This window comes from Caballeronia sordidicola, from assembly GCF_000729995.1.
GTDB lineage: Bacteria > Pseudomonadota > Gammaproteobacteria > Burkholderiales > Burkholderiaceae > Caballeronia > Caballeronia sordidicola_A.
The window spans coordinates 24,730-47,544 of record NZ_JNFG01000044.1 but is presented as its reverse complement, the minus strand read 5'-3'; the positions used below and the strand labels follow the sequence as shown (position 1 = coordinate 47,544).

The 22,815-nt window shown below is 60.3% G+C and carries 16 protein-coding genes; 5 read left to right on the top strand and 11 right to left on the bottom strand.

Annotated features, from left to right (window positions below; genetic code table 11):
• Nucleotides 1-475 precede the first annotated feature (475 nt).
• The 3 genes from FH08_RS0130520 to FH08_RS0130510 all read right to left on the bottom strand — a co-directional run bounded on the left by FH08_RS0130520 (nt 476) and on the right by FH08_RS0130510 (nt 2,944).
• Entirely contained in the window at nt 476-1,498 is a 1,023-nt protein-coding gene (locus FH08_RS0130520) for an aldo/keto reductase (RefSeq protein WP_031361996.1), read from the bottom strand.
• A 40-nt stretch (nt 1,499-1,538) separates the two neighbouring features.
• Complete coding sequence (locus FH08_RS0130515; RefSeq protein WP_031361995.1) at nt 1,539-2,417, bottom strand: NmrA family NAD(P)-binding protein; 879 nt, start codon at nt 2,415-2,417, stop codon at nt 1,539-1,541.
• Nucleotides 2,418-2,617: 200 nt separating this feature from the next.
• Nucleotides 2,618-2,944 carry a DUF4148 domain-containing protein gene (locus FH08_RS0130510; protein WP_031361994.1) on the bottom strand — a complete coding sequence of 109 codons (327 nt, stop codon included), beginning with the start codon at nt 2,942-2,944 and terminating at the stop codon, nt 2,618-2,620.
• Between the two features lie 171 nt (nt 2,945-3,115).
• Here FH08_RS0130510 and FH08_RS0130505 point away from each other — a divergent pair, with 171 nt between their 5' ends.
• Nucleotides 3,116-4,030 carry a LysR family transcriptional regulator gene (locus tag FH08_RS0130505; protein ID WP_031361993.1) on the top strand — a complete coding sequence of 305 codons (915 nt, stop codon included), beginning with the start codon at nt 3,116-3,118 and terminating at the stop codon, nt 4,028-4,030.
• A 158-nt stretch (nt 4,031-4,188) separates the two neighbouring features.
• Here the strand turns inward: FH08_RS0130505 and FH08_RS0130500 are convergent, their stop codons facing one another.
• Complete coding sequence (locus FH08_RS0130500) at nt 4,189-4,968, bottom strand: hypothetical protein (RefSeq protein ID WP_051888665.1); 780 nt, start codon at nt 4,966-4,968, stop codon at nt 4,189-4,191.
• Between the two features lie 349 nt (nt 4,969-5,317).
• On the opposite strand from FH08_RS0130500, the gene FH08_RS0130495 reads away from it, so the two are divergent.
• Complete coding sequence (locus tag FH08_RS0130495; protein WP_081889626.1) at nt 5,318-6,361, top strand: response regulator; 1,044 nt, start codon at nt 5,318-5,320, stop codon at nt 6,359-6,361.
• Nucleotides 6,362-6,471: 110 nt separating this feature from the next.
• Here the strand turns inward: FH08_RS0130495 and FH08_RS0130490 are convergent, their stop codons facing one another.
• Nucleotides 6,472-7,413 (bottom strand): diguanylate cyclase domain-containing protein, encoded by a 942-nt coding sequence (locus FH08_RS0130490; protein ID WP_031361990.1) that lies wholly within the window; start codon nt 7,411-7,413, stop codon nt 6,472-6,474.
• Between the two features lie 3 nt (nt 7,414-7,416).
• Complete coding sequence (locus tag FH08_RS0130485; protein WP_235210551.1) at nt 7,417-11,394, bottom strand: response regulator; 3,978 nt, start codon at nt 11,392-11,394, stop codon at nt 7,417-7,419.
• Between the two features lie 292 nt (nt 11,395-11,686).
• Here FH08_RS0130485 and FH08_RS0130480 point away from each other — a divergent pair, with 292 nt between their 5' ends.
• Nucleotides 11,687-12,358 (top strand): cation diffusion facilitator family transporter, encoded by a 672-nt coding sequence (locus FH08_RS0130480; RefSeq protein ID WP_051888663.1) that lies wholly within the window; start codon nt 11,687-11,689, stop codon nt 12,356-12,358.
• 128 nt (nt 12,359-12,486) lie between these two features.
• Here the strand turns inward: FH08_RS0130480 and FH08_RS0130475 are convergent, their stop codons facing one another.
• Nucleotides 12,487-14,052, bottom strand: coding sequence for a methyl-accepting chemotaxis protein (locus FH08_RS0130475; RefSeq protein ID WP_031361987.1), 1,566 nt, complete (start codon nt 14,050-14,052; stop codon nt 12,487-12,489).
• Between the two features lie 417 nt (nt 14,053-14,469).
• Between FH08_RS0130475 and FH08_RS0130470 the strand changes: the two genes are divergently transcribed.
• Entirely contained in the window at nt 14,470-15,567 is a 1,098-nt protein-coding gene (locus FH08_RS0130470; RefSeq protein WP_031361986.1) for a DNA alkylation repair protein, read from the top strand.
• Nucleotides 15,568-15,570: 3 nt separating this feature from the next.
• On the opposite strand, the gene FH08_RS0130465 is transcribed toward FH08_RS0130470, so the two are convergent.
• Nucleotides 15,571-16,464 (bottom strand): LysR family transcriptional regulator, encoded by an 894-nt coding sequence (locus FH08_RS0130465; RefSeq protein WP_031361985.1) that lies wholly within the window; start codon nt 16,462-16,464, stop codon nt 15,571-15,573.
• A 121-nt stretch (nt 16,465-16,585) separates the two neighbouring features.
• Here FH08_RS0130465 and FH08_RS0130460 point away from each other — a divergent pair, with 121 nt between their 5' ends.
• On the top strand, nt 16,586-17,335 hold the full coding sequence (locus FH08_RS0130460) for a sulfite exporter TauE/SafE family protein (protein ID WP_031361984.1): 750 nt from the start codon (nt 16,586-16,588) through the stop codon (nt 17,333-17,335).
• A 188-nt stretch (nt 17,336-17,523) separates the two neighbouring features.
• Here FH08_RS0130460 and FH08_RS0130455 read toward each other — a convergent pair whose 3' ends face one another.
• The 3 genes from FH08_RS0130455 to mdeB form a co-directional block, all read right to left on the bottom strand.
• Nucleotides 17,524-18,870, bottom strand: coding sequence for a pyridoxal phosphate-dependent decarboxylase family protein (locus tag FH08_RS0130455; RefSeq protein ID WP_031361983.1), 1,347 nt, complete (start codon nt 18,868-18,870; stop codon nt 17,524-17,526).
• 216 nt (nt 18,871-19,086) lie between these two features.
• Nucleotides 19,087-19,857 carry an AraC family transcriptional regulator gene (locus FH08_RS0130450; RefSeq protein WP_031361982.1) on the bottom strand — a complete coding sequence of 257 codons (771 nt, stop codon included), beginning with the start codon at nt 19,855-19,857 and terminating at the stop codon, nt 19,087-19,089.
• A gap of 208 nt (nt 19,858-20,065) precedes the next feature.
• Nucleotides 20,066-22,786, bottom strand: a complete 2,721-nt coding sequence (gene mdeB, locus FH08_RS0130445; RefSeq protein WP_031361981.1) for an alpha-ketoglutarate dehydrogenase — start codon at nt 22,784-22,786, stop codon at nt 20,066-20,068.
• Nucleotides 22,787-22,815: the final 29 nt, after the last annotated feature.

Genomic DNA, 22,815 nt, shown 5'->3' with positions numbered 1-22,815 from the left:
AACGTCATTTGAAACCGCGCCTTTGCGACCTTCAAACCGCGATCGCATAAGCATTTGTCGGCCGTTTTAAAAGTGATACAGAAATGGTTGTCCGATTTGACGTGACCCGGACAATGTTCGCTTCTTGCGGGGTCCGGAATCAGCGAGCAATCGTCGGCGTGGTCTTAAGGGCGTTCATATCGCGATGGCGGAGAGGAGGTATCAAGGCTCGATGGCGATCAAAACCGATGCGTGAAACGCGCGACGTCCACCGTCCTCTGCAAACGACTCGGTAGCGATCCATGACACGCTATGTCGCAACACAGCCGGAACAGATGTTTCGCATCGCCCAAGCGGAGTCGAAGGCCGGCGTCCTTTCGGACGGCCGGGGCCTTCCCTTGGCGCAAACATCCGAACGGCGGAAGGAGTTGGTTACTTCGACGACGGTGATCCGTCGTCCTTTGATCGAGTGACGGGGTTATCGCTGATCAAGCAATCAGACCACTACCCGATCCTTGTCGTGGAACTGCTGCATCCAGTAAGGATAGGGCAGCTGCGGCTGCGAAACCTGATTCAGACGTTCGGTCTGCGCCGCGTTCAATTCGATTTGCTGGGCGTCGAGGTTGGCGGTCAGTTGCTCGGGCGTGCGCGCGCCCACGATGACGGAACAGACTTCACGGCGCTGGAGGGTCCAGGCCAATGCAACCTGAGCCGGCGACGCGTTCAATTCCGTTGCAATGTCGCGCAATACACGCACGACAGGATCCGCCTTTGCGGGATCGATCGGCGGAAAATTCAGTTTGGTTCGACGCCCCGTTTCGCCGCTGCTTCCCTGCGTGTACTTACCGCTCAGGTACCCGCCCGCGAGCGGACTCCACACCAGAAGCGCAACATCATTCGCCTTTGCCACGGGCGCAATCTCATACTCGACGTCGCGACTCGTCAGCGCATAGTGAACCTGATTGCTGACAACGCGCGCCCGGTGCGTCCGGGCGGTAATTCCCTGTGCGCGCTCCAGATCGCCCGCGCTGAAATTGCACACGCCGATGTGCCTCACCTTTCCCTGCGTGACAAGATCATCCAGCGCGCGAAGCGTTTCTTCGAGCGGCACGAGTGCGTCACGGTCGTGCAACTGAAACAGGTCGATATGATCCCGGCCGATACGCCGAAGACTCGTTTCCACTGATCGCATGATGTGCGAGCGGCCGAGCCCGACGTCGTTGTGCTCGACGCCCGTGCGCAGCCGGACTTTAGTCGCGACCAGCATGCGCGATTCGTCGAGTCCAAGGTCAGCCAACGCCTGACCGACGACCGCTTCAGAGTGCCCTTGCGAATAGGCGTCAGCCGTATCGATCAGGTTGATGCCGCGCTCGACGGCCATCGCGACAAGCCGTGTGGCCTGGGCGCGGTCGAGGCCGGCAATCTCGCCCCAGATTCCGGTCCCGGCGCCAAAGGTCATGGCGCCAAGACAAAGACGCGAAATGCGCAGCCCTGAGCTGCCGAGTGTGCTGTATTCCATAACGAACCCTTTGATGAATGATGAGCGAATGGCGCCCGCGTTAGTCCGCCTGCGTGCTTGCCTGCAAGACGAGGCCTCGCAGAACTGTTTCGAGTTCCACTTCGCCCTTGACGATGTCGGCTTCCTCGCCTTCGAAGGCGATCCAGCCTTCATTGAAGCCGTCGAGCATGCGCATACGCGGCATCGGTTCTTTCATACCTTGGGACCGGAACAGCGACTCCCACGTGTCACGCTGAACGACTTGCGCGACTACTGCATGGCCAAGAATTCTGGCGAACGTGTCCGCGATGTCGATCGGAGTGACACGCTGCGGCCCCTCCAGCTCGACGACACGCACACCGCGCCCTCTCTCCTGAAGCAGTTGCGCGGCGACGCGGCCGACATCTGCCGTGGCGACCATCGGTACAGGTTTGTCGAGCGGCTGTAGAAAGCTGGGAATAGTCCCCGTATCGCGGGCCGGCGCCACATCCCACGCTGCGTTCTCCATGAACCAGCCAGGTCGCAGAAACGTGACCGGCATGGGCAGCGTGCTCAGCGCCTGCTCCATCAGCGTGCGTTGCGTGAGCAGATTAGTCTCGGCGGCTTGCGCGCCAATCGTCGAGAGGCAAACGACCTTCTCCGGCGCCGCCGACTGAAGCGCGGCGCTCACGGCGTCGATGACAACACGTGCTCCGGGAAAGCCCGGCGCCGGATCAAAGTCGGACGGCGGCAGAATGAAGACGCCTTGCGTGCCCTCGAAAGCGGCGGTAAGGGACACCGCGTCGTCCATGTCGGCTGTCACCACTTCACAGCCGCGCTCAGCCCATGAACGTGCCCGGGCGGCATCGCGTACCACCGCGCGTACCGGATGGCCCGCTGCGAGCAACGTGCGAGCCACCGCCCCGCCGACCTTTCCTGTTATTCCTGTAATTGCATACATTGCCGTTTCTCCTTGGCGTAAATGGATCTGTCCCGATCACTGATCAGCGCTCAGGCGTGCCGCAAAACGTGCTGCAGCCCCTGCTCGAACTGTCTGTACAGATCTCGGCTGTACGTTGATACGTTGATGTCGAAGGAGAGGCCCCACTTCTGAGGCGTCCCCGGAAATCGAAATGAACAACGCCTGGTGTGACGTGTCGATCAGTGACGCGAATAAAGCGAGTCGAACGCTACATGCGTGGCGATGCGGTTGCCCGATGCGGACGAACCGCTGCGCACACCGCCCATGCTGCTGTCGACGTTCGACCCGGCCCCCTTCTGCGAGGCCAGCGCCGCTTCGGCTGCCTGAATGTCCGCGGGGTAATGTGGATCGTTGGCGCGGCCGGGCCGGTAGCCCACGCTTTCCAGTTGTACGAGCTCTGTGCGCACCTGCGCACGAGTGACAGTCGAGCTGGATTCCTGAGCGTATCCAGCTGCAGGGAAGGCGATGGCGGCCGCGATGGCCAGTGCGAAATGACGGGTATTCATGGCAATGCTCCTTGGGATCGTTGAGGTTGAAACGGACCGTTGGGATGCATTGTGGGCAAAGACGACAAGAAACTAAATGACATGAATGACACTTATGAAATGACTGATAGTCACTAATGAGTCATAGTGCGTTTTTTGTTCCGACCATCAAATGACCAGGAGGGCGCGCCAATGAGATCGTCCAGCGAGAATCTCTCCAGCGGTATCAGCGTATTTGCTGCTGTCGTCGATGCGGGGACGTTTGCCGCCGCCTCCGAAGTGATGGGTATGTCGCCACCGGGGGTTAGCCGGGCCATCGCTCGGCTCGAAAGGCGGCTGAAAATACGGCTCTTCAACCGGACGACCCGCGCCGTTTCCCTGACCGAAGAGGGCCGACGGTTCTACGAGCAGGTCATGCCGCACTTAAGGGGGATGGAGGAAGCGGCCGCAGCCGCGGCGGGCGGCGCCGTGACAGTACGCGGGAAGCTGCGAATCAATCTTGATCCGGCTTTTTTGCGAATCGCTCTGAGCCCGAAGCTCGACGAATTCATGGATGCGCATCCTGAACTTGAACTCGAGTTCATCGCGAGAGATCAGCTCGGCGACCTCATCATGGACGGCTTCGATCTGGCCTTGCGATTTGGCGAACCGCGCTCATCCAGTCTGATTGCGCGAAAGCTCCTGGACACCGCGGTTGTCACAGTCGCAGCACCCTCGTACCTCGCTCGCCGGGGGCGGCCAGCGGAGCCTCAAGAGCTGGGGCGCGGGGTGCACAGGTGTCTCGAATTCCGGAACCCGGAAACCGGAAAGCCGTATTCGTGGGAGTTTCATCGCAAGCGCAAAAAGCTTGTTGTCGAGACGAATGGAAGGCTTACGGTGAATGATCCGAGCGCACTCCTCAACGCGTGCCTGGCCGGCTCCGGCGTCGCGCAGATGCTTCTGCTCGGAGCCGAACCTCTGATCCGGGAGGGCCGGCTCGTCAATCTGTTCCCGGACTGGCCGGATGAGCACTTCCCGCTCTATGCATACCATCCATCGCGGCACCACACGCCGGCCAAGACGAGGGTATTTCTTGACTTTATCGTCTCTTTGACGAGTACAACTTAGCAAGTTGAGATAGGCCAATTGTCGAGCTTCCGCGCGAATCTGGAACGATGCCGACGTCGACTGTCGTGAGTCGACATTTAATCTGCTGTCTCGCACGCTGCAGTACGGGAGTCAGCGCCACCCAGGGTTCGATTTTATGGTCTGCAGCTCGCCAAGCGTCACATCATGCCGCCTGTGGTGCCGCTTGTGCTGCCGGTGCCGGTGCCGGTGCCGGACGAAGGTGTGGCCGTGGTTGCGAGAGGATGGGCGAGACCCGCTGCCGTCAGTAGCGAGACGGCGGCCTGATCGGGCATGCCATTGGTATCGATAGCGCCCGCTCGCGCCAGCGTGTCGAGATCGCCGTCGACGCCTGCTTGTCCAACAACAAATGGCGTCGTCAGAAACGCCGGTGCCGTCAGCGTAAGAGCGTAGCGCTGTTGCAGATTGGTGTCGACCGCCGATTGTGCGGCCAGCACATCGGCCTGGTTTTCCAGCGCTTGCTGGAACTGCGCGTTACTCGGGAAGCCGGCGATCAGACTGGTTTCGTTGGTGCCAAGCTGGGAAGCGAGATAGACGAGAAGCAACTCGGTTTCTGGCGTCGTATTAAAGGTGCCCCCGCCAAACGCCAGCGAATGCAGGCTCGTGGCGCCAGAGGTCACGGTGATGACGCAAGGAGGCGTGGCGTTGAACGTGATCGCATAGTGTCCACCACCGTCCGACAAGGCGGAGCCAGAACCCTGCGCACAACTGAAGCTGACCGTCGCGCTGGCGAGCGCACTGCCGGTAGCGGCCGTGCCGGATATGGCGACGTTTGGCGCCTCGTTCGGCACCCCATTTCCGCCGCCACAGCCGTTAAGGCCGATGCAGGAGTTTCCGCCGCACGCCACGAGCGTTGCGAGCGAAGCGACGCAAATCGCAGCCAGCGCCGGGCGAACGAAACACGCATAGCGAGTGTTCATGGTTGCCTGCCGTTGATAAATCGAGCCAAGGCAATCGGTTCCACACCAAAAGGACCGGCGCCACGTTCAATTCTAGCCCCCGATGCCCCGAGATAAATAGTTGCTACCTCAAGCACATCCGCTACCTACGAATTCTCGCGGATCATGCCGAACACATCGTCGAATTGCCCAATACCTCCGTTCCTCAATCTTACGGAATGCGGACGTCCATTTTTCAATTGAATTCAGTTTAGCGAGGCCGTGAACGAATCGGATCTGAGCAACCACCGCAGTCGCACTAAATACAGCGGCTTTGTGGCATTCGGCTTTGACACTTGACCTACAGCCCATCGGGCCGCCCTATATTAGAATGCGGCAAGACTTCCTATTCGCGGCCGCGGCAAGATTCGATTTAAGGTCCAATACCACCGCATTTCCCCCGATCAAGCTGCATCCGAATGCCGCATCATGGCGACATACATTAAAAATCCTGAGGAAGAATCGAATGTCAGCAAACTGTGCGCGACTTCTTTTAGTAGACGACGATCCGTTGACCATTCGAATCATGAGTCAAATGCTTGCCGCGTACCCTGATCAACGGTTCGCCACCTCAGGTGAAGCTGCCATTGAGCTTGCACAAGATTCACCCCCCGACCTTATTCTCCTGGATGCAGATATGCCGGGCATGACCGGATTCGATGCATGCGAAGTCCTTAAGGCCGACGCAAATCTGGCACACGTCCCGATCATTTTCGTGACGAGCCATGACGCGCCTGCGTTGGAAGTCGATGCGCTGAGACTGGGTGCAGCTGATTACGTCACGAAACCGCTCGTTGCCGCGCAACTCAAGGCTCGCGTGCGCGCTCAACTCCGCGTGAGGCAGATCGTGAAAGATATCGATCGTGACTGTCGAGCGGGCAAGTTACGAACCTGGGCGCAGACGCCGGAAAAGCCTGACCTGCTGATCATCGAAGATGATCTTTCCACTATCCAGCTAATGCGGCGAACGCTGGAAAATACAGGCACCTTACATTTTGTGGCCTCCCGCGAAGATGCATTGCGGCAAGCGCACAGCCACCCGCCGACCCTCATTCTTCTCGACACCCATACCGCGCAGAACGACGGGTTTGAAATTTTCGCGGCACTGAAAGCCGAGGCGGCGCTCGAACATGTGCCTATCGTTTATATCGCGCCGGCAGCCGACATCGACGCTGAACAGCGCGCCCTCGACCTCGGCGCAGCGGATGTCATCGCCAAACCGTTCAAGGCCGTCGTCCTGCAAGCCCGGATTCAAACTATCATCACCACCGTGCGACGCATCGAAGCTGAAGTTCACGCCATCATTCAATACTGGCAGTCGGCGGACGCTGATTCGGGGCAGGCAGTGGCAAACGAACGTACACATCCGTTGTAAAGGAAAGGCTGAATCAGAACAGTGTCATTGATCGGCGGGCTCGTCGTCCGCCGTAAAGACGTTCAGATCATCATGCGTGCGCGAGCGGCGCCGCGCAATTCGGACCCGACTCACGACGTCGTCAACGTACAGACACGCGCACGGCCCGTGCGCTTCGCTTCATAGAGCTGTTGGTCCGAGGCCTTCAACAATAATTCTGGAGTGACAGAGGGCGTCGGCACCATGGATGCAACGCCCAGGGAGATGGTCACGACCTGAGCAACGTCGGAGCCGAGATGCTCCACATTCAATTCGCTCACGCGCGTTCGCATTCTTTCCGCCATTGCGCTCGCCCCCGCGAGTTCAGTCTTCGGCAAAAGACAGGCAAACTCTTCACCCCCATATCTGGCCAGCTTGTCATAGGGCCGCCGAAGCGTTTCAACTAGCGCCCTGGCGACAAGTTTCAGGCAAGTATCACCTGCCTGATGACCATAGCGATCGTTATACAGCTTGAAATAGTCGATATCGATCAAGATCAATGAGAGGGGTGCGGTCTCTCTCAGGCACTGACGCCAATCAGTCTGCAGATCCTCGTCAAATTTGCGGCGGTTCGCAACACCCGTCAAGCCGTCAAGCAATGCGCTCGCGCGCAGCAAATCACCCTGCAGCTTCAGGGTCAGGTGTGTGCGCACGCGCGCGCGCACAATGACCGGGTTGATAGGTTTCGTGATGAAGTCGACAGCACCCAGCCCCAAGGCGATGACTTCATCTGCCTCCTGATTCTGCGAGGTCACGAAGATAATCGGTATGGCGCTGGTCCGCGGGTCAGCCTTAAGACGACGGCATACCTCATGACCATCGATATCATCCATCACCACGTCCAGCAGGATCAGATCGGGCAACTCAGCGCGACAGATTTGTATGGTTTGCGCGCCGCTCGTTGCCATGAACACGTCGCACTGGTCGCGAAACAGCTCGAATAGAACACGAATGTTCGTCGGCTGATCGTCGGCAATCAGGATCTTGGGACGGCGATTCGCATGAAGTAACCAGCTTTCCAGAATATGCTCCATAGGTCACGATCGCTTCAGCATGTCGCGCGCGCTGAGCGCCGCGACCGCGAAATCCAATTCCCTTACCTGCGTCAGGAACTGATTGAATTGGACCCGCTGTTCCGGCCCCGTGTGCGCAACCAATGCCTCGGCAAGCGCGACGGCCTGCAAATTCGATGACTCAAGAAATGCCACGATCTCGTTCAGGCGCAGCTTCCATTCTGCTGACGGCCAGGTAACGTCGATTGCAGGCGCCTCGATTGTGTCACCGCCAAATTCGTCCGCCAATGCAGCAACGCTGTCTTGCAGCAGGCTTCTCAGATCGGCAACGCCCTCTTCAGTGATGACAACGTTCGTTGCCGACACATCGGCGTGGCGTAAATCATATTCAAGCTGGCCGGCCCGCGCCGCAAGCGCGCGAGCGCCCACCGTTCCCGCGGTCCCTTTAATTGCATGCAGCACCGAGGCTGCACCAAGCGGCTCGCCCTGCGCGATTTGCTGGCTAAGCAGCATGAGTTGCTTTTCCGTCTGCGACCCGAAGTTATCCAGGACGCTGTTGATCAGCGCAATATTGCCACCGAAACGCGCAACAATCGATGTTTTCGATTCAACCAGCGGTTCGGCAAACTCTTCCGCTTCGGACGGCGCTTGATTGGGCGCTTGATTGGCCGCGGTCGCGAGCGGGAATTTTTTTCCATCAATTTGAGCGTGCAGCACCGACACCAGCCGCTCGACATCGATCGGTTTGCCCACGTGATCGTTCATGCCGGCATCAAGACACGCTTGCCGATCGGCGTTCGATGCATTCGCCGTCATCGCGACAATGGGTAGCGCGGCATAGCGAGGATTCTTGCGAATGCGCCGTGTCGCTTCGAAGCCGTCGATGTCCGGCATCTGGATATCCATCAGGACTGCGTCGAACGGAATGCCTGCTGTCGTCGCCCTTCTCACGCCTTCGATCCCACCCTCGGCGAGTTGTACTTGAGCGCCCTCCGCTCTTAGCACCCCCTCGGCGACCTGACGATTCACGGCGTTGTCTTCAACCACGAGCAGATTAAGCCCGGCCAAGCGAGCAGCAGGTTTGGAAGCCGGCTCCTGCAGCTCAGGCTGTGGTGTACTCGCAGCGCTCAGCGCACGCAGTACAACGTCGCTCAGTTGCCTCGGCGTGATCGGTTTGGTCAGGAAGCCCGCGAACGGCGCCTCTCCAGCATCCCGAGCCTCAGCCAACACTTCGCGCCCGTAAGCGGTGACCATGACGACCACGGGAAGAGGCAGGCCGTCTTTCGCCCCGCGAATGAGCTTTGCCGCGTTCAGTCCATCAAGGTCCGGCATGCGCCAATCCATCAGCACCACGTCGTAAGGCTGCTCCGCGTGCACCGACTCGCTGATCTTCCTGACTGCGTCGATACCACCGCAAACAAAGTCTGCGTGCCATCCGAGCGTCGCGACGGTCCGGACCAGCAGCTCTCCTGCCATCTGATTGTCGTCGGCAACCAGCAACCGCAAAGGCCGGTCGATGACAGGTGCAGTGACGGGAGATTGCGCGCCATCGACCCCAAGCGTGATGTCGAACCAGAACCGGCTGCCCACGCCTACTTCGCTTTCGACCTGAAGGTCGCCGCCCATCAATCCGACCAGGCGCTTGCAAATGACCAATCCCAGGCCCGACCCGCCGAAACGTCGCGTTGTCGAAGTCTCGGCCTGAGTGAAGCCCTCGAAAATACGCGCGGTCTGCTCGCTGCTGATGCCGATGCCACTATCCGTTACCGCAATCCGTACACGGACCGCTTCATCCTCGCGTTGCAGCAACTCGACGCTGACGATGACTTGTCCGCTCAACGTGAATTTGAGTGCGTTGCCGGCCAGATTGATCAGGACCTGCTGCAGCCGAAGGCTATCGCCGATCAACGAATTGGGCAGCGCCGAATCAAGGTCGAACAAAACTTCGACGTTCTTGTCACCCTGGTTGCCGGACAGGACCACGCCCAGGTCCTGCATCAACGGTTCCAGCTCGAACGGATGCACGTCGAGTTGCAGCTTGCCCGCGTCGATCTTCGAGTAGTCAAGAATGTCGTTAAGCAGGCTAAGCAACGACTTCGCCGCTGTCTGTGCCTTGCTGACGTAGTCGCGCTGACGCAGATTGAGATTGCTTAGTTGTACAAGATGCAGCATGCCCAATACTGCATTCATCGGGGTGCGGATCTCGTGGCTCATGTTCGCGAGGAACGAAGACTTCGCAGCGCTCGCAGCGTCAGCCTGCTCCTTCGCCTCACGCAACTGGAGTTCTAGTTGATGCTGGTCGGTAATGTCGCGGTTGATCCCTGTCATGACGACCGGCGCGCCGCTCGCGTCCCGTTCGAGCCGGATGCGCGACTGGATGTAACGGATCTGCCCACCTGGAAGCACGATTCGAAAGAGCGGGAGCTCGCTGCCGTTTCCACTGATCGCCGCGGTGAGCGAATGCATCGTGGCGTCGATGTCCTCAGGATGCACGCGCGTGCGCCAGTGATCGAAATTCAAACCGCCGCCGAGCAGCGACTTCGGTTGTTCGTAGATATCGAACATGCGCGCGTTCCAATGCAGCGCGTTGTCCGCCAGGTCCCAGGACCAGATGCCAAGCTCTGCCGTTTGGGCGGCCAGTAACAACTGGTCCCGCGTGGCGGCCAGCGCCGTGCGTTGTCCGTGCTGTTCAGTAAGATCCGTGATGACGCAGACGAAACAAACCTCGCCCGCGACGACCATCGGGGCAGTGGAAACGTGCGCCGGAAAGATCGAGCCGTCCTTGCGCAGTCCCGCCAATTCCCGGCCGCTGCCGGCGCCCGTCCTGCCTTGTTGTGCAAACTGGGCGACGTAATCGTTATAGGCATCGACGAAGTTATCGGGAACGAGCGTCCTGATGTTCTGCCCGACCAGCTCATGCGATGCGTAGCCGAAGGCTTTCTCACCGGCCGGATTCAGCGAGCGCACAACACCGCCGCCATCGATGGTGATGATCGGGTTAATCGCTGTATCAAGAATGGCACGCGTCATTTCGAGGCTGGCCGCGAGCCGCTCTTCCGCCGCAGTCCTTAGCCCGATGAGCCGGATAAGGCGAAAACCAAAAAACGCCAGCGCGATAACCAACGCGCCTACACCTGTCGAATGCCAAAGCGTATCGGACCACCAATCCGCCAGTATTTCTTGCTGCGACAAAGCAGCAGCAACGAACAGCGGATAGTCCTGCAAGCTTCGAAAGCTATTGAGCCGCACAACGCCATCTTGTGATGACTTCGAAAGGAACGTTCCTGACTTGGTCAGTTCATGGGCGTGGAAAAGAACCGTCTCCGAAACATCCGCGCCCAGAAAGCGGCTCTCGAACGGCCGGCGTACGACCATTCGCCCGTTATCAAGTATCAGCACCGCGGCGCCGCCATGCCCAATATCCAGGCTGCTATAAAACCGCAAGAAGAAATCGATGTCGATTGTCGCCACAACCACGCCGGCGAAATTACCGTGAGCGTCGTCAATTCGCCGCGACACGGGCACGGTCCACTTTCCGGTCGTACGGCTGAGCAAGGGCTCGCCAACGCGTACACCGCGATCCGGGTGGCTCTGATGAAAGACAAAATAATCCCTGTCCGCGTTGTTATAGCTGCGCAATTTCCCGGGCTCTGCGCTTACGATCAGCTGACCGGTCCGGTCAAAAACAAACAAGCCGTTGAGTTGCGGCAGTTGGCTCAGGCGGGACGAAAATAATTGGCGGAGCCGTTCCAGGGCAGCCGGGTTGGTGCCGTCGTGTTCAACACGCTCGACGATGCCCGTTATTGCGGTGTCAGACTCTTTGATCGTGTCGTTCGCGTGCTGCGCCATCGCGCGGGCGAGATTCGTCGTGGCCGACGTCATTTCCTTCAACTGCACCTGTCGGGCAGCCAGACTGCGCCAGATATCCGTGCCCACGAGCAACGCGCAGACCACGACGATAAACGCAGTCATCCGGAACGTGAGCGAATGCTGTTTTGCCACTGTACGACCTCAAAGGATGCAAGCTGTTGCAAGACTGGTATAGGACTTTACGGCAAGAGCGGATAGCACTTGAGAAAATAGCCGAATCTCCTGGAACGAATGACCCGCGATGACGCCCTGCTCGTCGCGGCTGAAAGACCGTCCGGGCTGGCGTTGCAAGCGCCGGAGCGGTTCTCGCGACCGCCCCGCCCGCTCCCTCGCATGGCCCCTCCCCGCCAACCTCGAGCCGTGTCATATCTTCGCCACGTAGCGCGGTTACGGTGCTGTACCCACACTAATAATCCCCTCCACGATGTCGTCGACGTCCGAGCACGGCCGCGAGAAGCAGGATGCCGCCTTCAAGGCGGCCCAGGTAAGCGTTCTGCTGAACGCGGCCTTGATGACGATGCAGATTGTGATCGGCTGGCTGGCTTACTCGGACGGATTGCTCGCCGACGGCGTACATACGCTGGCGGATCTGGCCGCGGACGGAATGGTGCTGGCGGTCTTGCGCCTCAGCGCTACGGCGGTGCACCGGAGCGCCAGAGACTCATGCGATCGATACGAAACCATCGGGTCGCTGCTGATCTCCTTCCTGCTGATCGCGACGGGAATGGAAACGCTGTGGAGCAGTCTAGGACACGTGGCCAACGAGGCCAATGCTTCCAGCGTTCATGCAAGTGCATTGGTCGTGGCGGTGTTCGTGATCGTCGCCAAGGAAGCGCTGTTTCGCTACATCATGTCCGTGGCTAAGCGGACTCGCTCCACCATTCTCGTGGCGAGCGCCTGGCACGCGCGCTCGGACGCCATTTCGGCGCTGATCGCCGCAGTGGGAATTCTGGGGAGCATGGCGGGTCTCGCGATATCGGATCGCCTGGCCGCTGCGGTTATCGGCATCATGATTGCGCGGATGGGCTTCAACCTCGGCCGGAAAGCCTTCAAGGATTCATTCGATCGGCCCGCGAGCGAAACCGCCGGGCAATGACACGCTGACCGCTCAGCGTATCCTGGTCCGGTTGCGGGAGTTGAAACACGTTCCCTTCCGGATCCTGGCGTCGTCACACTCGTTTGCGCCCGCGTGAGGCCGCCGCGAGCAAGCGCCCGCTTCAGTCCTTAGTACCGCGTTACCCTTCCCTCGTCCGGGATCTTGAACACGGATACCGCGGCCTTCAGGTGGCGCGTCTGCTCATGCAGCGAAGCCGCCGCCGACGCCGCCTGCTCCACCAGCGCCGCGTTCTGTTGCGTCATTTCATCCATCTGCACAACGGCCTGATTGACCTGCTCGATGCCCGTGCTTTGCTCGAGCGACGAGGCGCTGATTTCCGCCATCATCTGCGTGAGGCGCGAGATTGACGTCGATACCTCGCGCATTGCCTCACCCGCACGACCCGCCAGCGCGGAACCATCGTTCACCTGCGAGACCGATTCGCCGATCAGTTCCTTGATCTCCTTCGCCGATTGCGCGCTGCGTTGCGCAAGCCCACGCACCTCGCTCGCCACGACCGCAAATCCGCGACCCTGCTCACCCGCACGCGCCGCCTCGACAGCCGCATTCAACGCAAGAATGTTGGTCTGGAACGCTATGCCGTCGATCACCGAGATAATCTCCGCAATCTTGTCGGAGCTCCTGGCAATGCTGGTCATCTTCTCGACCACCTGATCGACCACGCCCGTGCCTCGTGATGTCGCAGTCAGTGCGTCGCCGGCAAGGCTGTTCGCATCGCGGGCATGCTCGGCGTTTTGGCGCACCGTCGCGGTCAGCTCCTCCATGCTCGATGCCGTCTCTTCCAGCGATGCGGCCTGGTTCTCCGTGCGAGCCGACAGATCCGCGTTGCCGGTGGCGATTTCATCGGCGCCAAGATTGATCGAATCCGACGACTCGCGCACCGTCTTCACCGTGTGCGCGACGCTTGCCTGCATCGACGCAAGCCCGGCGAACAAGCGGCCAATTTCGTTGGTGCCGCGATCGGCAATGTGCTCGTCGAGCTTGCCCTCGGCGATGCGCTCGAAGTGGCGGCCGGCTTCCTCGAGCGGGGCGACCACGGCGCGGCGCAACGCGACGTGTACGAACGCGACACCGGCCACGAGCAGCACGAAAATCGCTAAGCCGACGCCCCGGAAAAGGCCAAGCCGGGCATCGATGGAATCCAGATACGACTGGCTCGCGGCGTCGCCGAACCGGGCGAAGTTTTGTTGCTCGGCGAGGTAGCGGTCCTGGAAACCCTGAGTTGGCTGATCGAGGAACGCCTGGAGATTGTTGGCGTCGAGGTACTGGGTCAGTTCACTCAGCGCACCGTGATACGCCTGGAATTTTTCCTGCAATGCGGCGGTGCGCGCCGTGTTTTCATCGCCGGTTTTAGGCGCATTGACGAAGGCTGCAAATGACTTGTCGGCTTGCGCCAACTGCTCGCGCGCATGCTGGACGATGTCGGCCGGTTCCGTGCCGCCGCGCGCCATGCGCGTGCCTGCGCGCGACAGGTTGATGCGCGCGTCCATCAGGCGCTGAGTGGTTTCATTGACCTCATTGACTTGCTTGAGCGCGATGTTCGACAGGTTGCCGACATCGTCGTGAGTGGCGGTAAGCGACCAGAAACCAAGCCCTTCTGTTACGACCTGGAAAAGACAGAACACGACCAGAACGAGCAGGAGGCCGGTGGAAACACTCGCTTTTTTAAGCATATTTTGACGACTCTTCGTAACGTTGAATTCGATATGGCCCTTCAACGTGTCTTAACGCGTCAAACAATAAATATCTTTGCAGCACCCATTGACCGGTCACGTTCGCGGGAGCACGAACGGAGCCCAAGTGTCATCGGGTGCGGGTCGAAAAAGCTATTGCAGAATGGTCGTCGAGTGATCTAAGACAGCGTTGAAACCTGACAGGCCGGCCTCTTGTTAACGGCGGTATCAGCGGATACTTAAGTTTGGGAAATGACTCGACAGGTTTTGAATTGCTGGTGAACCGGCCCTTGAAACGCTACTCCTGACAAGATCTGACAGGGGCAGCAGATACACTCTCTTTCCGGCGTTGTGTTAGCCGCTTTCATGACGAGCCGCCTGCAACTCCTTGCCAATTTCAACAAGAAAACGATAACGATGTCGGACACCGAAAACACCGCACTGAAAGAGATTTTCAACGAGCGCCGATTCCGCGACATGGCGCTCGACGTCAAAGCGGTTTATCCCTTATTCGACACGCGGCGCTTCCTCAAGATCTCGCTAGCCGGACTCGACGACCTGACGCTGATGCAGCGCCTGCGCCGCATGACCCAAGCACTCCATGCAACGCTGCCTGCCGACTACCGCCAGGCGCTCGAGGTTCTTCGTGCGCTGGCACAGCGTATCGAGAAGGGATTCGCCACGCTGGTCCCTCCCGACTACGTCGGGCAATACGGCCTGGACGACTTCGATGTATCGATGGACGCACTCAAGTTCTTCACGGTCCTGGGTTCATCCGAGTTCGCGGTGCGCGAATTCCTGCGCAAGGATCTGAAGCGAGCGCTGGCCATCATGAAAGTCTGGTCACGCGATGACAGTGAGGACGTGCGGCGCCTCGCGAGTGAAGGCAGCCGTCCGCGCTTGCCCTGGTCTTTCCGGCTCGACGCAATCCTGGCGGATCCTTCGCTGGCTGCGCCCATCTTGGAGAACCTGCGCTCGGACCCGAGCCTCTATGTCCGCAAGTCGGTCGCCAATCATCTGAACGATGTAACCAAATCGCATCCCGAGTGGGTGTTGGATCGGCTGGCGACGTGGCCGATCGAAAAGGCTCACACGGCCTGGATCGCAAAACGCGCCCTGCGCTCCTTGATCAAGGCCGGCAACGGCCGCGCGTTGGCCGTGATCGGCGCGGGCGGCGTGCCCGATGTGAAGCTCAGCAAGTTCGCGGTGACGCCACGCCAGGTTGCATTGGGGGAGCGTGTGACCTTGTCATTCGACCTTGCGTCCAGGTGCCCGGAAAGCCAGCGGCTGGTGATCGACTACAGGATGCATTACGTGAAGAAGTCGGGCGTGACGGCCGCGAAGGTATTCAAGCTCAAGGAGTTGACACTCGACGGCGGGCAAAAGGTTGCGATAGAACGCACGCAGAACATCCGGGACTTCACTACGCGCATCCATTACGCCGGGCGGCACGATGTCGAAATCCTGGTGAACGGGGTATGCCTTGCCAAGGGATATTTCGATCTGAGCTGCTAACGTTCACGCATCAGGCGCCGTTACAAGCGCCTCGACCAGCGCGCGCTCCGGCCGTTGCAACGCCTCCAGATTGCGCACGCAGATCAGGAGCTGGCGCGTAGCCCAACTGTCGGTTAACTCCACCGTGTGCACGCCAGGCGTCCCCCGATACCGCTTGGCCGCCGTTGCCGGCACGATCCCCAGCCCCGCCCCTTGCCCGACCATGCAGTAGATGTTTTCGAAGGTCCGCACCCGCGCGCGAAAGTAGAAAGGCTGCCCGGCAAACAGCGCCTGCTCGCCCAGATAATCCTGCAGTGCACTCCCGGCGCTCAACCCGATGAAATCTTCCTCGACCACGTCTCTTAGCGCGACACGACGTTGCCCGCTGAGCGCATGGTCGCGCCCGACGATCAGAACCAGCTTGTCGGTGGCGAACGGAAACGTCTGCAACATCCCGTGCTCGACTGCATCGGAAACAATGCCTATCTCCGCCGAACCGTTAAGCACTGCCTTGACCGTCTCGGTACTCTGGCGCTCCTTCAAATCGATGTGCACGCCAGGATTGTTCCGAAGAAATCCGCCCAGAGGACGGGGCAGGAATTCCGTCACGGCCGCGGTATTCGCCCACACCCGCACACGCGTTCTGCGAGCCTCTGAGTGCTCCCCCAACTCACCCTGCATTCGCGCGATCTGGCCGAGTACCAGGCGCGCGTGGTGCGCCAGCGTGTCCCCTGCCGGCGTGGACTCGACGCCGCGGCGGCCTCGCTCCAGCAGCGGCATCCCCAATGCCTCCTCCATGCCGCGCAAACGCGCACTGGCGGACGGCAGGGACATGTTCGCCTGAGCCGCGCCGTGCGTGATGCTGCCTGTTTCGAGGATGGACAGGAAAAGGCGCAGGTCTATCAGGTCGAAGCGCATGGCCGAAGAAACTTGGTTGATCAGCCTTAGTTATACCCTAAGGCACAGTACGCATCTTCCGCATTGTGGCCGTTGCGAATCCGGGGAAAATCAGGGCAAATCATTTTCCTGCGAAACTTCAATGACCTCTGCTGACACCGCGCGCGTCGCTGCCATTGCGTTGACCTTCCTGATGGCCGGCGCTGTAAAGGGCGTCACGGGCATGGGACTGCCGACCGTGGCAATGGGTGTGCTCGGAACGCTCATGCTGCCCGCCGAGGCGGCTTGCCTGCTGATCCTGCCGTCGTTCATCACCAACGTGTGGCAGCTTCTTGCAGGCCCACGCCTGGGTGCGCTTGTCAGGCGCTTGTGGTTGATGATGGCGGGAATTGTGATCGGTACCGTGGCTGCGGCTTCGTTCATTGCCGGCAGCGGCGGGGCGTGGGCCGTCACCGGGCTTGGCGCCGCACTGACGCTTTACGCGGCCTCCGGGCTCCTGTCCTGGCGCTTCTCCGTACCGGCACGGTATGAGCGGCGCCTGTCGCCCGTCATTGGCGTGGTGACCGGTCTGGTCACGGGAGGAACGGGCGTTTTCGTCATACCCGCGGTCCCGTATCTTCAAGCGCTCGATCTAAAAAAAGAAGACCTCGTCCAGGCCCTCGGACTATCATTTACCGTATCGACCGTGGCCTTGGCAATCGGGCTTGCCCGCGCAAGCGCATTCACAACCGCCGATCTCACCAGTTCGCTGCTCGCCGTCGTCCCTGCTTTGTGCGGCATGTGGATCGGCCAACACATACGTGGCCATATCAGCCCCGCGACCTTCCGCCGATGGTTCTTTATCTGCATGCTGGCGCTCGGTCTTCAACTGCTGTTACGGCATTTGATTTAAGCGTTGAGTCGGGAGCATGTAATCGGCTCGACTCTCTGGGAGGTCTGACGCGATGCTCTCGCCATTACTCGAAACATTAGGCGCGCTGGCGGTGTTGGCTAGCCTCGTGATCAACCTTCGTGCGTTGCTCAAGCGTCAGCGCTAGCCTGGGCAAATCGCGCCGGATAGCGCGATGACTGCCGCCTTGGTTAGTGTGACTTAGCAATCCCGGTCAACAATTGCACGAGCGCGTCCGCTTCGTGTTCCGTTGTCCGCCACGATGACACGCTGATCCTGAATGCCGGCCGCCCCTGCCAGACGGTCGCACCAAACCAGGCTTCGCCGGATGCCTGGACCGCTTCGCGGGCGGCAACCGTGAGTTCATCGGTGTGTGCGCGAACGAGGATCTGGTTTATCGTGACGCGGTTCAAAATTTCGAATCCCGCTTGTTCAAGACCCTGCGCAATGCGACGCGCCAGCGCGCAGTGCCTATTCACCATCGACGCCACGCCTTCACGCCCTAACGAGCGCAACGCGGCCCACACCGGTATGCCGCGAGCCCGTCGCGAGAACTCGAGGGTCAGGTTTTTCTGGGCATCTCTCGCCCCGCTCAAATACACCGCATCGCTGTTCATTGCTGCGGCGAGCGCTTCGCTATCCCGGCAGATTGCCATCGCGCAGTCGTAGGGTGTGTTCAGCCATTTATGGGCGTCGGTGGTCCAGCTATCGGCCCCTTCTATCCCTTTCGTCAGGTCCGCGTGGGAGGACGCACGTGCCCACATGCCGAACGCAGCGTCAACATGAACCCAGGCGCCAGCAGCGTTGGCCCGGGGAATGAGTTCGTCGAATGGATCGAATTCGCCCGTGTTGACCTCACCCGCCTGCAAGCACAGGATGGTCATGTCATCGAGCGGCGGCAAACGTTCCGGGTCCACCTGCCCATGATGATTGACCGGCGCAAACACTATCCTGTTCATGCCGAAACCAAGCAAACGGAGTGCTTTTTTCACGGTGATATGCACAAGCTCGGACACGACGACCCTGACCTCGGGAGCACCTGTGAGGCCGTCGTTGTCGAAGTCCCAGCCCTTGCGTGCAAGCAGCACGCGACGAGCGGCGGCAAGGCAGCTTAGCGTGCACGCCGTCGCGCTGGTTCCGAACCCCACGGCGCTTTCGCGAGGCAGATCAAGCGCTTCCAGCACCCAGCCCGCCGCAACGCGTTCAAGCGTGGCCGCAACCGGTGAATTGTCGAACGACGATGCGCATTGGTCCCATGCCAGCATCAGCCGTTCTGCGGCAGCGGCGGCAGGCAGCGCCGCGCCAATCACAAAGCCGAAGTAACGAGGCCCGTTCGAGACCACCGTGCCGGGCGAACCGATATCGTCCAACATCCGCAGCACGTCTTCTGGCGCATACCCGCGCGCCGGAAGCGGCTCGTTGAATGCGGCGAGCGCCTGAAGCGCCGCTTGATCGGGGAACACGCGGCGTTCCGGGATGGACTCGGTATAGCGCCGGGCGCGGTCATCGGCTTCGGTCAGCAGGGTCAGTTCGTTCATGGACTTTTTCTTTAAGGTATTCAGTGGTGCGAATAGGCTCACGGTTCTTGCGGAGTATGTATCGCAATGTCAGCCCTCAGAATACCAGCGCCAGCGGGCTCGTGCCGGCGCCGGGCAAACAGGCGTGCGCTCATAGACGGGATTGGAAAGGTGGCGGCTGATACCGGGGCCGACGCTTGAACCATGACATTCGATCGTTCCCGGAGCGCCCGGGCGTCAGACAAAATATTGGGTCGGCGTCACGCCAAAGGTCCGGCGAAACATCGCGATGAACGCGCTGACGTTTTCATAGCCAAGGTCGAGCGCAATAGTCGTGACAGCCGCGCCCGATGCAAGCATCTCCAACGCCTGCATCAAACGCGCGCGTTGCCGCCATTCGGAAAAACTGAACCCCGTCTCGTCGATAAACCGCCGCGTCAAGGTTCGCGGCGCAACGCCGCCCCAGTCGGCCCATTCATCCAGACGGCGGTTATCGGCGAGATTGTCGGCAAGTGCGTGGGCGATCCTGAGCACACGCGCATCACGCGGCATTGGCAAGCCAAGCGCTTCACGCGGTGACGAGCGAGTTTCATCGAGGATGACCCCCGCCACGCGCATCTGCGCCTCGTTCAGCGCCCCGTCGTGCCAGCTTGCTGCGCGGCTCACGGCCTCGCGTAACAGGCCGGAAGTGCGAACCGTGCAAGGCTCTTTGGGAAGATCAGCGCAGGCGCTTTCACTGACGTAGACGCTCCACCCGGCAAACGCGCCGTGTGAACGAACAGAATGCGCGCGGTTTGGCGGAAGCCAGACCGCGTGGATAGCGGGTACGACCCATTGGCTGTCATCGGTTCCTACGGAGAGCAACCCGCGAACCGCACCGAACATCTGGCCACGGGCGTGACGATGAGAGCCGGTGACACGCACGTCATCGCCCGACAGCTCGACGGCGAACAGCACCGGACCGTCAGGTAAATCAGTTTTTGCAGGATCAAGAAGCGGAGCGGACATGGGTAGAAAATTCTCTGGAACGGCTCTTATACCGCAGCGCCAGGACTCCGCACAATAAAAAAATCCCGCCATCGCGGGGCTCGTCGGACGCGTGAGTCACGAGACCCGAATGCGCCTGCGATCGATCCGGTTCTTGCTTTGATGCTCGTTCCCGCTGCAGATTGCCGGCGTGAAAACGGCGGCTAACAAGCCGCCGTTTCGGTCGCCATTACCGTTGCCAGGGAGCGCCCGACTCCGACGCCACCTTCCCATACTGTTGCGACGCTTTTCGCACTATGGCGATATCGATCTCACCGTCATCGGCCAGCGCTTTCAGCGCAGCGATCACGATGGATGCGCGATCCACTTCAAAAAACTCGCGCAATGCCTGACGGGTATCGCTGCGACCGAAGCCGTCAGTGCCAAGCGTTACATAGCGACGCGGCACATACGCGCGGATCAGTTCGGGCACGGCACGAACATAGTCCGTTGCCGCGATCACCGGGCCGCGCGATGCAGAAAGCATTGTGCTCACATACGGCGCGGGGGCCGTCTCGCCAAGCCGTGCGAGCCGCTCAGACGCCATGCCGTCGCGCTGCAACTCAGTGAAGCTCGTCACGCTCCATACCGCTGCTTCAATGCCCCACTCGTCGCGCAACATCCGCTGCGCCGCGATGACCTCGCCGAGAATCGCGCCGGCACCGAGCAACTGCACCTGCGCCGTCGTATCCGGTTCCGTTGCAAGCAGATACATGCCTTTGAGAATGCCTTCACGCAGCGTCTCGAGATCGCCGCCGGGCACCGATGGCTGCGCGTAGTTCTCGTTCATCACCGTGACGTAATAGAACACGTCGCGTTGGCGCTCGACCATCTCGCGCATGCCTTCATCGACGATAGCCGCGACCTCATACGCAAACGCGGGATCGTATGCACGGCAGTTCGGTATCGTCGATGCCACGAGATGGCTGCTGCCATCCTGATGCTGCAGCCCTTCACCGCCAAGAGTAGTCTTGCCCGCGGTCGCGCCGATCAGGAAGCCGCGTGCGCGCTGGTCCGCCGCTGCCCAGATGATGTCGCCAATGCGTTGGAAGCCGAACATTGAGTAATAGATGTAGAACGGCAACATGGGCAAATCGTGCACGCTGTACGACGTGGCTGCGGCGATCCATGACGACATCGCGCCCGCTTCCGAAATGCCCTCTTCAAGAATCTGCCCCTTGGTGTCCTCGCGGTAATAGAGCATGGAGCCAAGATCCTCCGGCTCATACAACTGACCGAGCGGCGAATAGATGCCGACTTGCCGGAACATGTTCGCCATGCCGAACGTACGCGCCTCGTCTGCCACCACCGGCACCACGCGGGGACCAAGGGTTGCATCCTTCATCAGCGTGCCGAACATGCGCACGATCGCCATGGTGGTCGACATCTCCTTGCCTGCCGCGTCGATTGCAAACTGGCCCCAGGTAGTCATCGAAGGGACGATCAGCCCCTTCGATGCCACTCTCCGCCTTCTGGGCAGATAGCCTCCAAGGCCTGCGCGGCGTGCGTGCAAGTACTGCATCTCCGGGCTGTTTTCCGCAGGTTTGTAGAACTTGACTGCTTCGACATCCGCGTCCGACAGCGGCAAGCGAAAGCGATCGCGAAACGCCTTGAGGTCGTCGAAGCCGAGCTTCTTTTGCTGGTGCGTGGTCATCCTGCCCTGGCCCGATGTGCCCATGCCAAAGCCCTTCATCGTCTTGGCGAGGATCACCGTTGGCTGGCCTCGATGAGCCAGCGCCTTCGCATAAGCCGCATGAAGTTTGCGCACGTCGTGGCCGCCGCGGCGCAAGCCGTCGATATCCTCATCGCTAAGATGCGAAGCCAAAGCGGCGAGCTCGGGATTCTGGCCGAAGAAACGCTCGCGGTTATAACCGCCATCGTTCGCCGAGAAGGTCTGGAACTGGCCGTCGACCGTATGCGCGAATGCGCGCAGCAACGCGTTCGTCTGGTCGCGCGCGAAGAGCGCGTCCCAGTCTGAACCCCACAGGACCTTGATCACGTTCCAGCCAGCGCCGATGAACTGTGCTTCGAGCTCGTCGATAATGCGGCCGTTGCTGCGCACCGGACCGTCGAGCCGCTGCAGGTTGCAGTTGATGACGAACACCAGGTTGTCGAGCTGTTCGCGTGCAGCCAGGGACAACGCGCCGATAGACTCCGGCTCGTCCATCTCGCCATCGCCGAAGAAGCCCCACACCTTGCGGTCCTGTGTCTTTGCGAGGCCGCGGTTTTGCAGATAGCGCATGAAGCGCGCTTGATAGATCGAGTTGATCGGACCGATGCCCATCGAGCCCGTGGGAAACTGCCAGAAGTCCGGCATGAGCCACGGATGCGGATACGAACACAGCCCCGGTCCCGCTATCTCCTGACGGTAGTGCTGCAAGTGCTCTTCGCTAAGAAAACCTTCGAGGAACGCGCGAGCATAAACACCGGGCGATGAATGCGGCTGGAAATACACCAGATCGCCGCCCGTACCCTCACCGGCGTCCGGCGCTGCCGCGCGGAAGAAATGGTTGAAACCCACTTCAAAGAGATCGGCCGCGGACGCATAGCTCGCAATATGACCGCCCAGTTCGCCGTAAGCCTTGTTAGCGCGTACGACCATTGCAAGCGCATTCCAGCGCAACGCGGCGGCAAGCTTTTCCTCTATCTCCAGATTGCCCGGATAACGCGGCTGCTCGGCCACTGGAATGGTGTTGATATAAGGCGTGACCCGCGCCCGCGATGACTCGATTCCCAGCGACAGCGCATGCTCCGCGAGGCGGTCATAAAGGTATTGCGCGCGGTCGCGGCCGATGTGTTCCGTGACTGCATTGAGCGCCTCCAGCCATTCGGCGGTTTCCTCGGGATCGCTGTCTTCGCGACCTCGGGATATCGACAGAATCTGTTCGCTTCCGCTGGATAAATCAGTCATGGCACGGCTCCGCATTGAATGGGGGAATA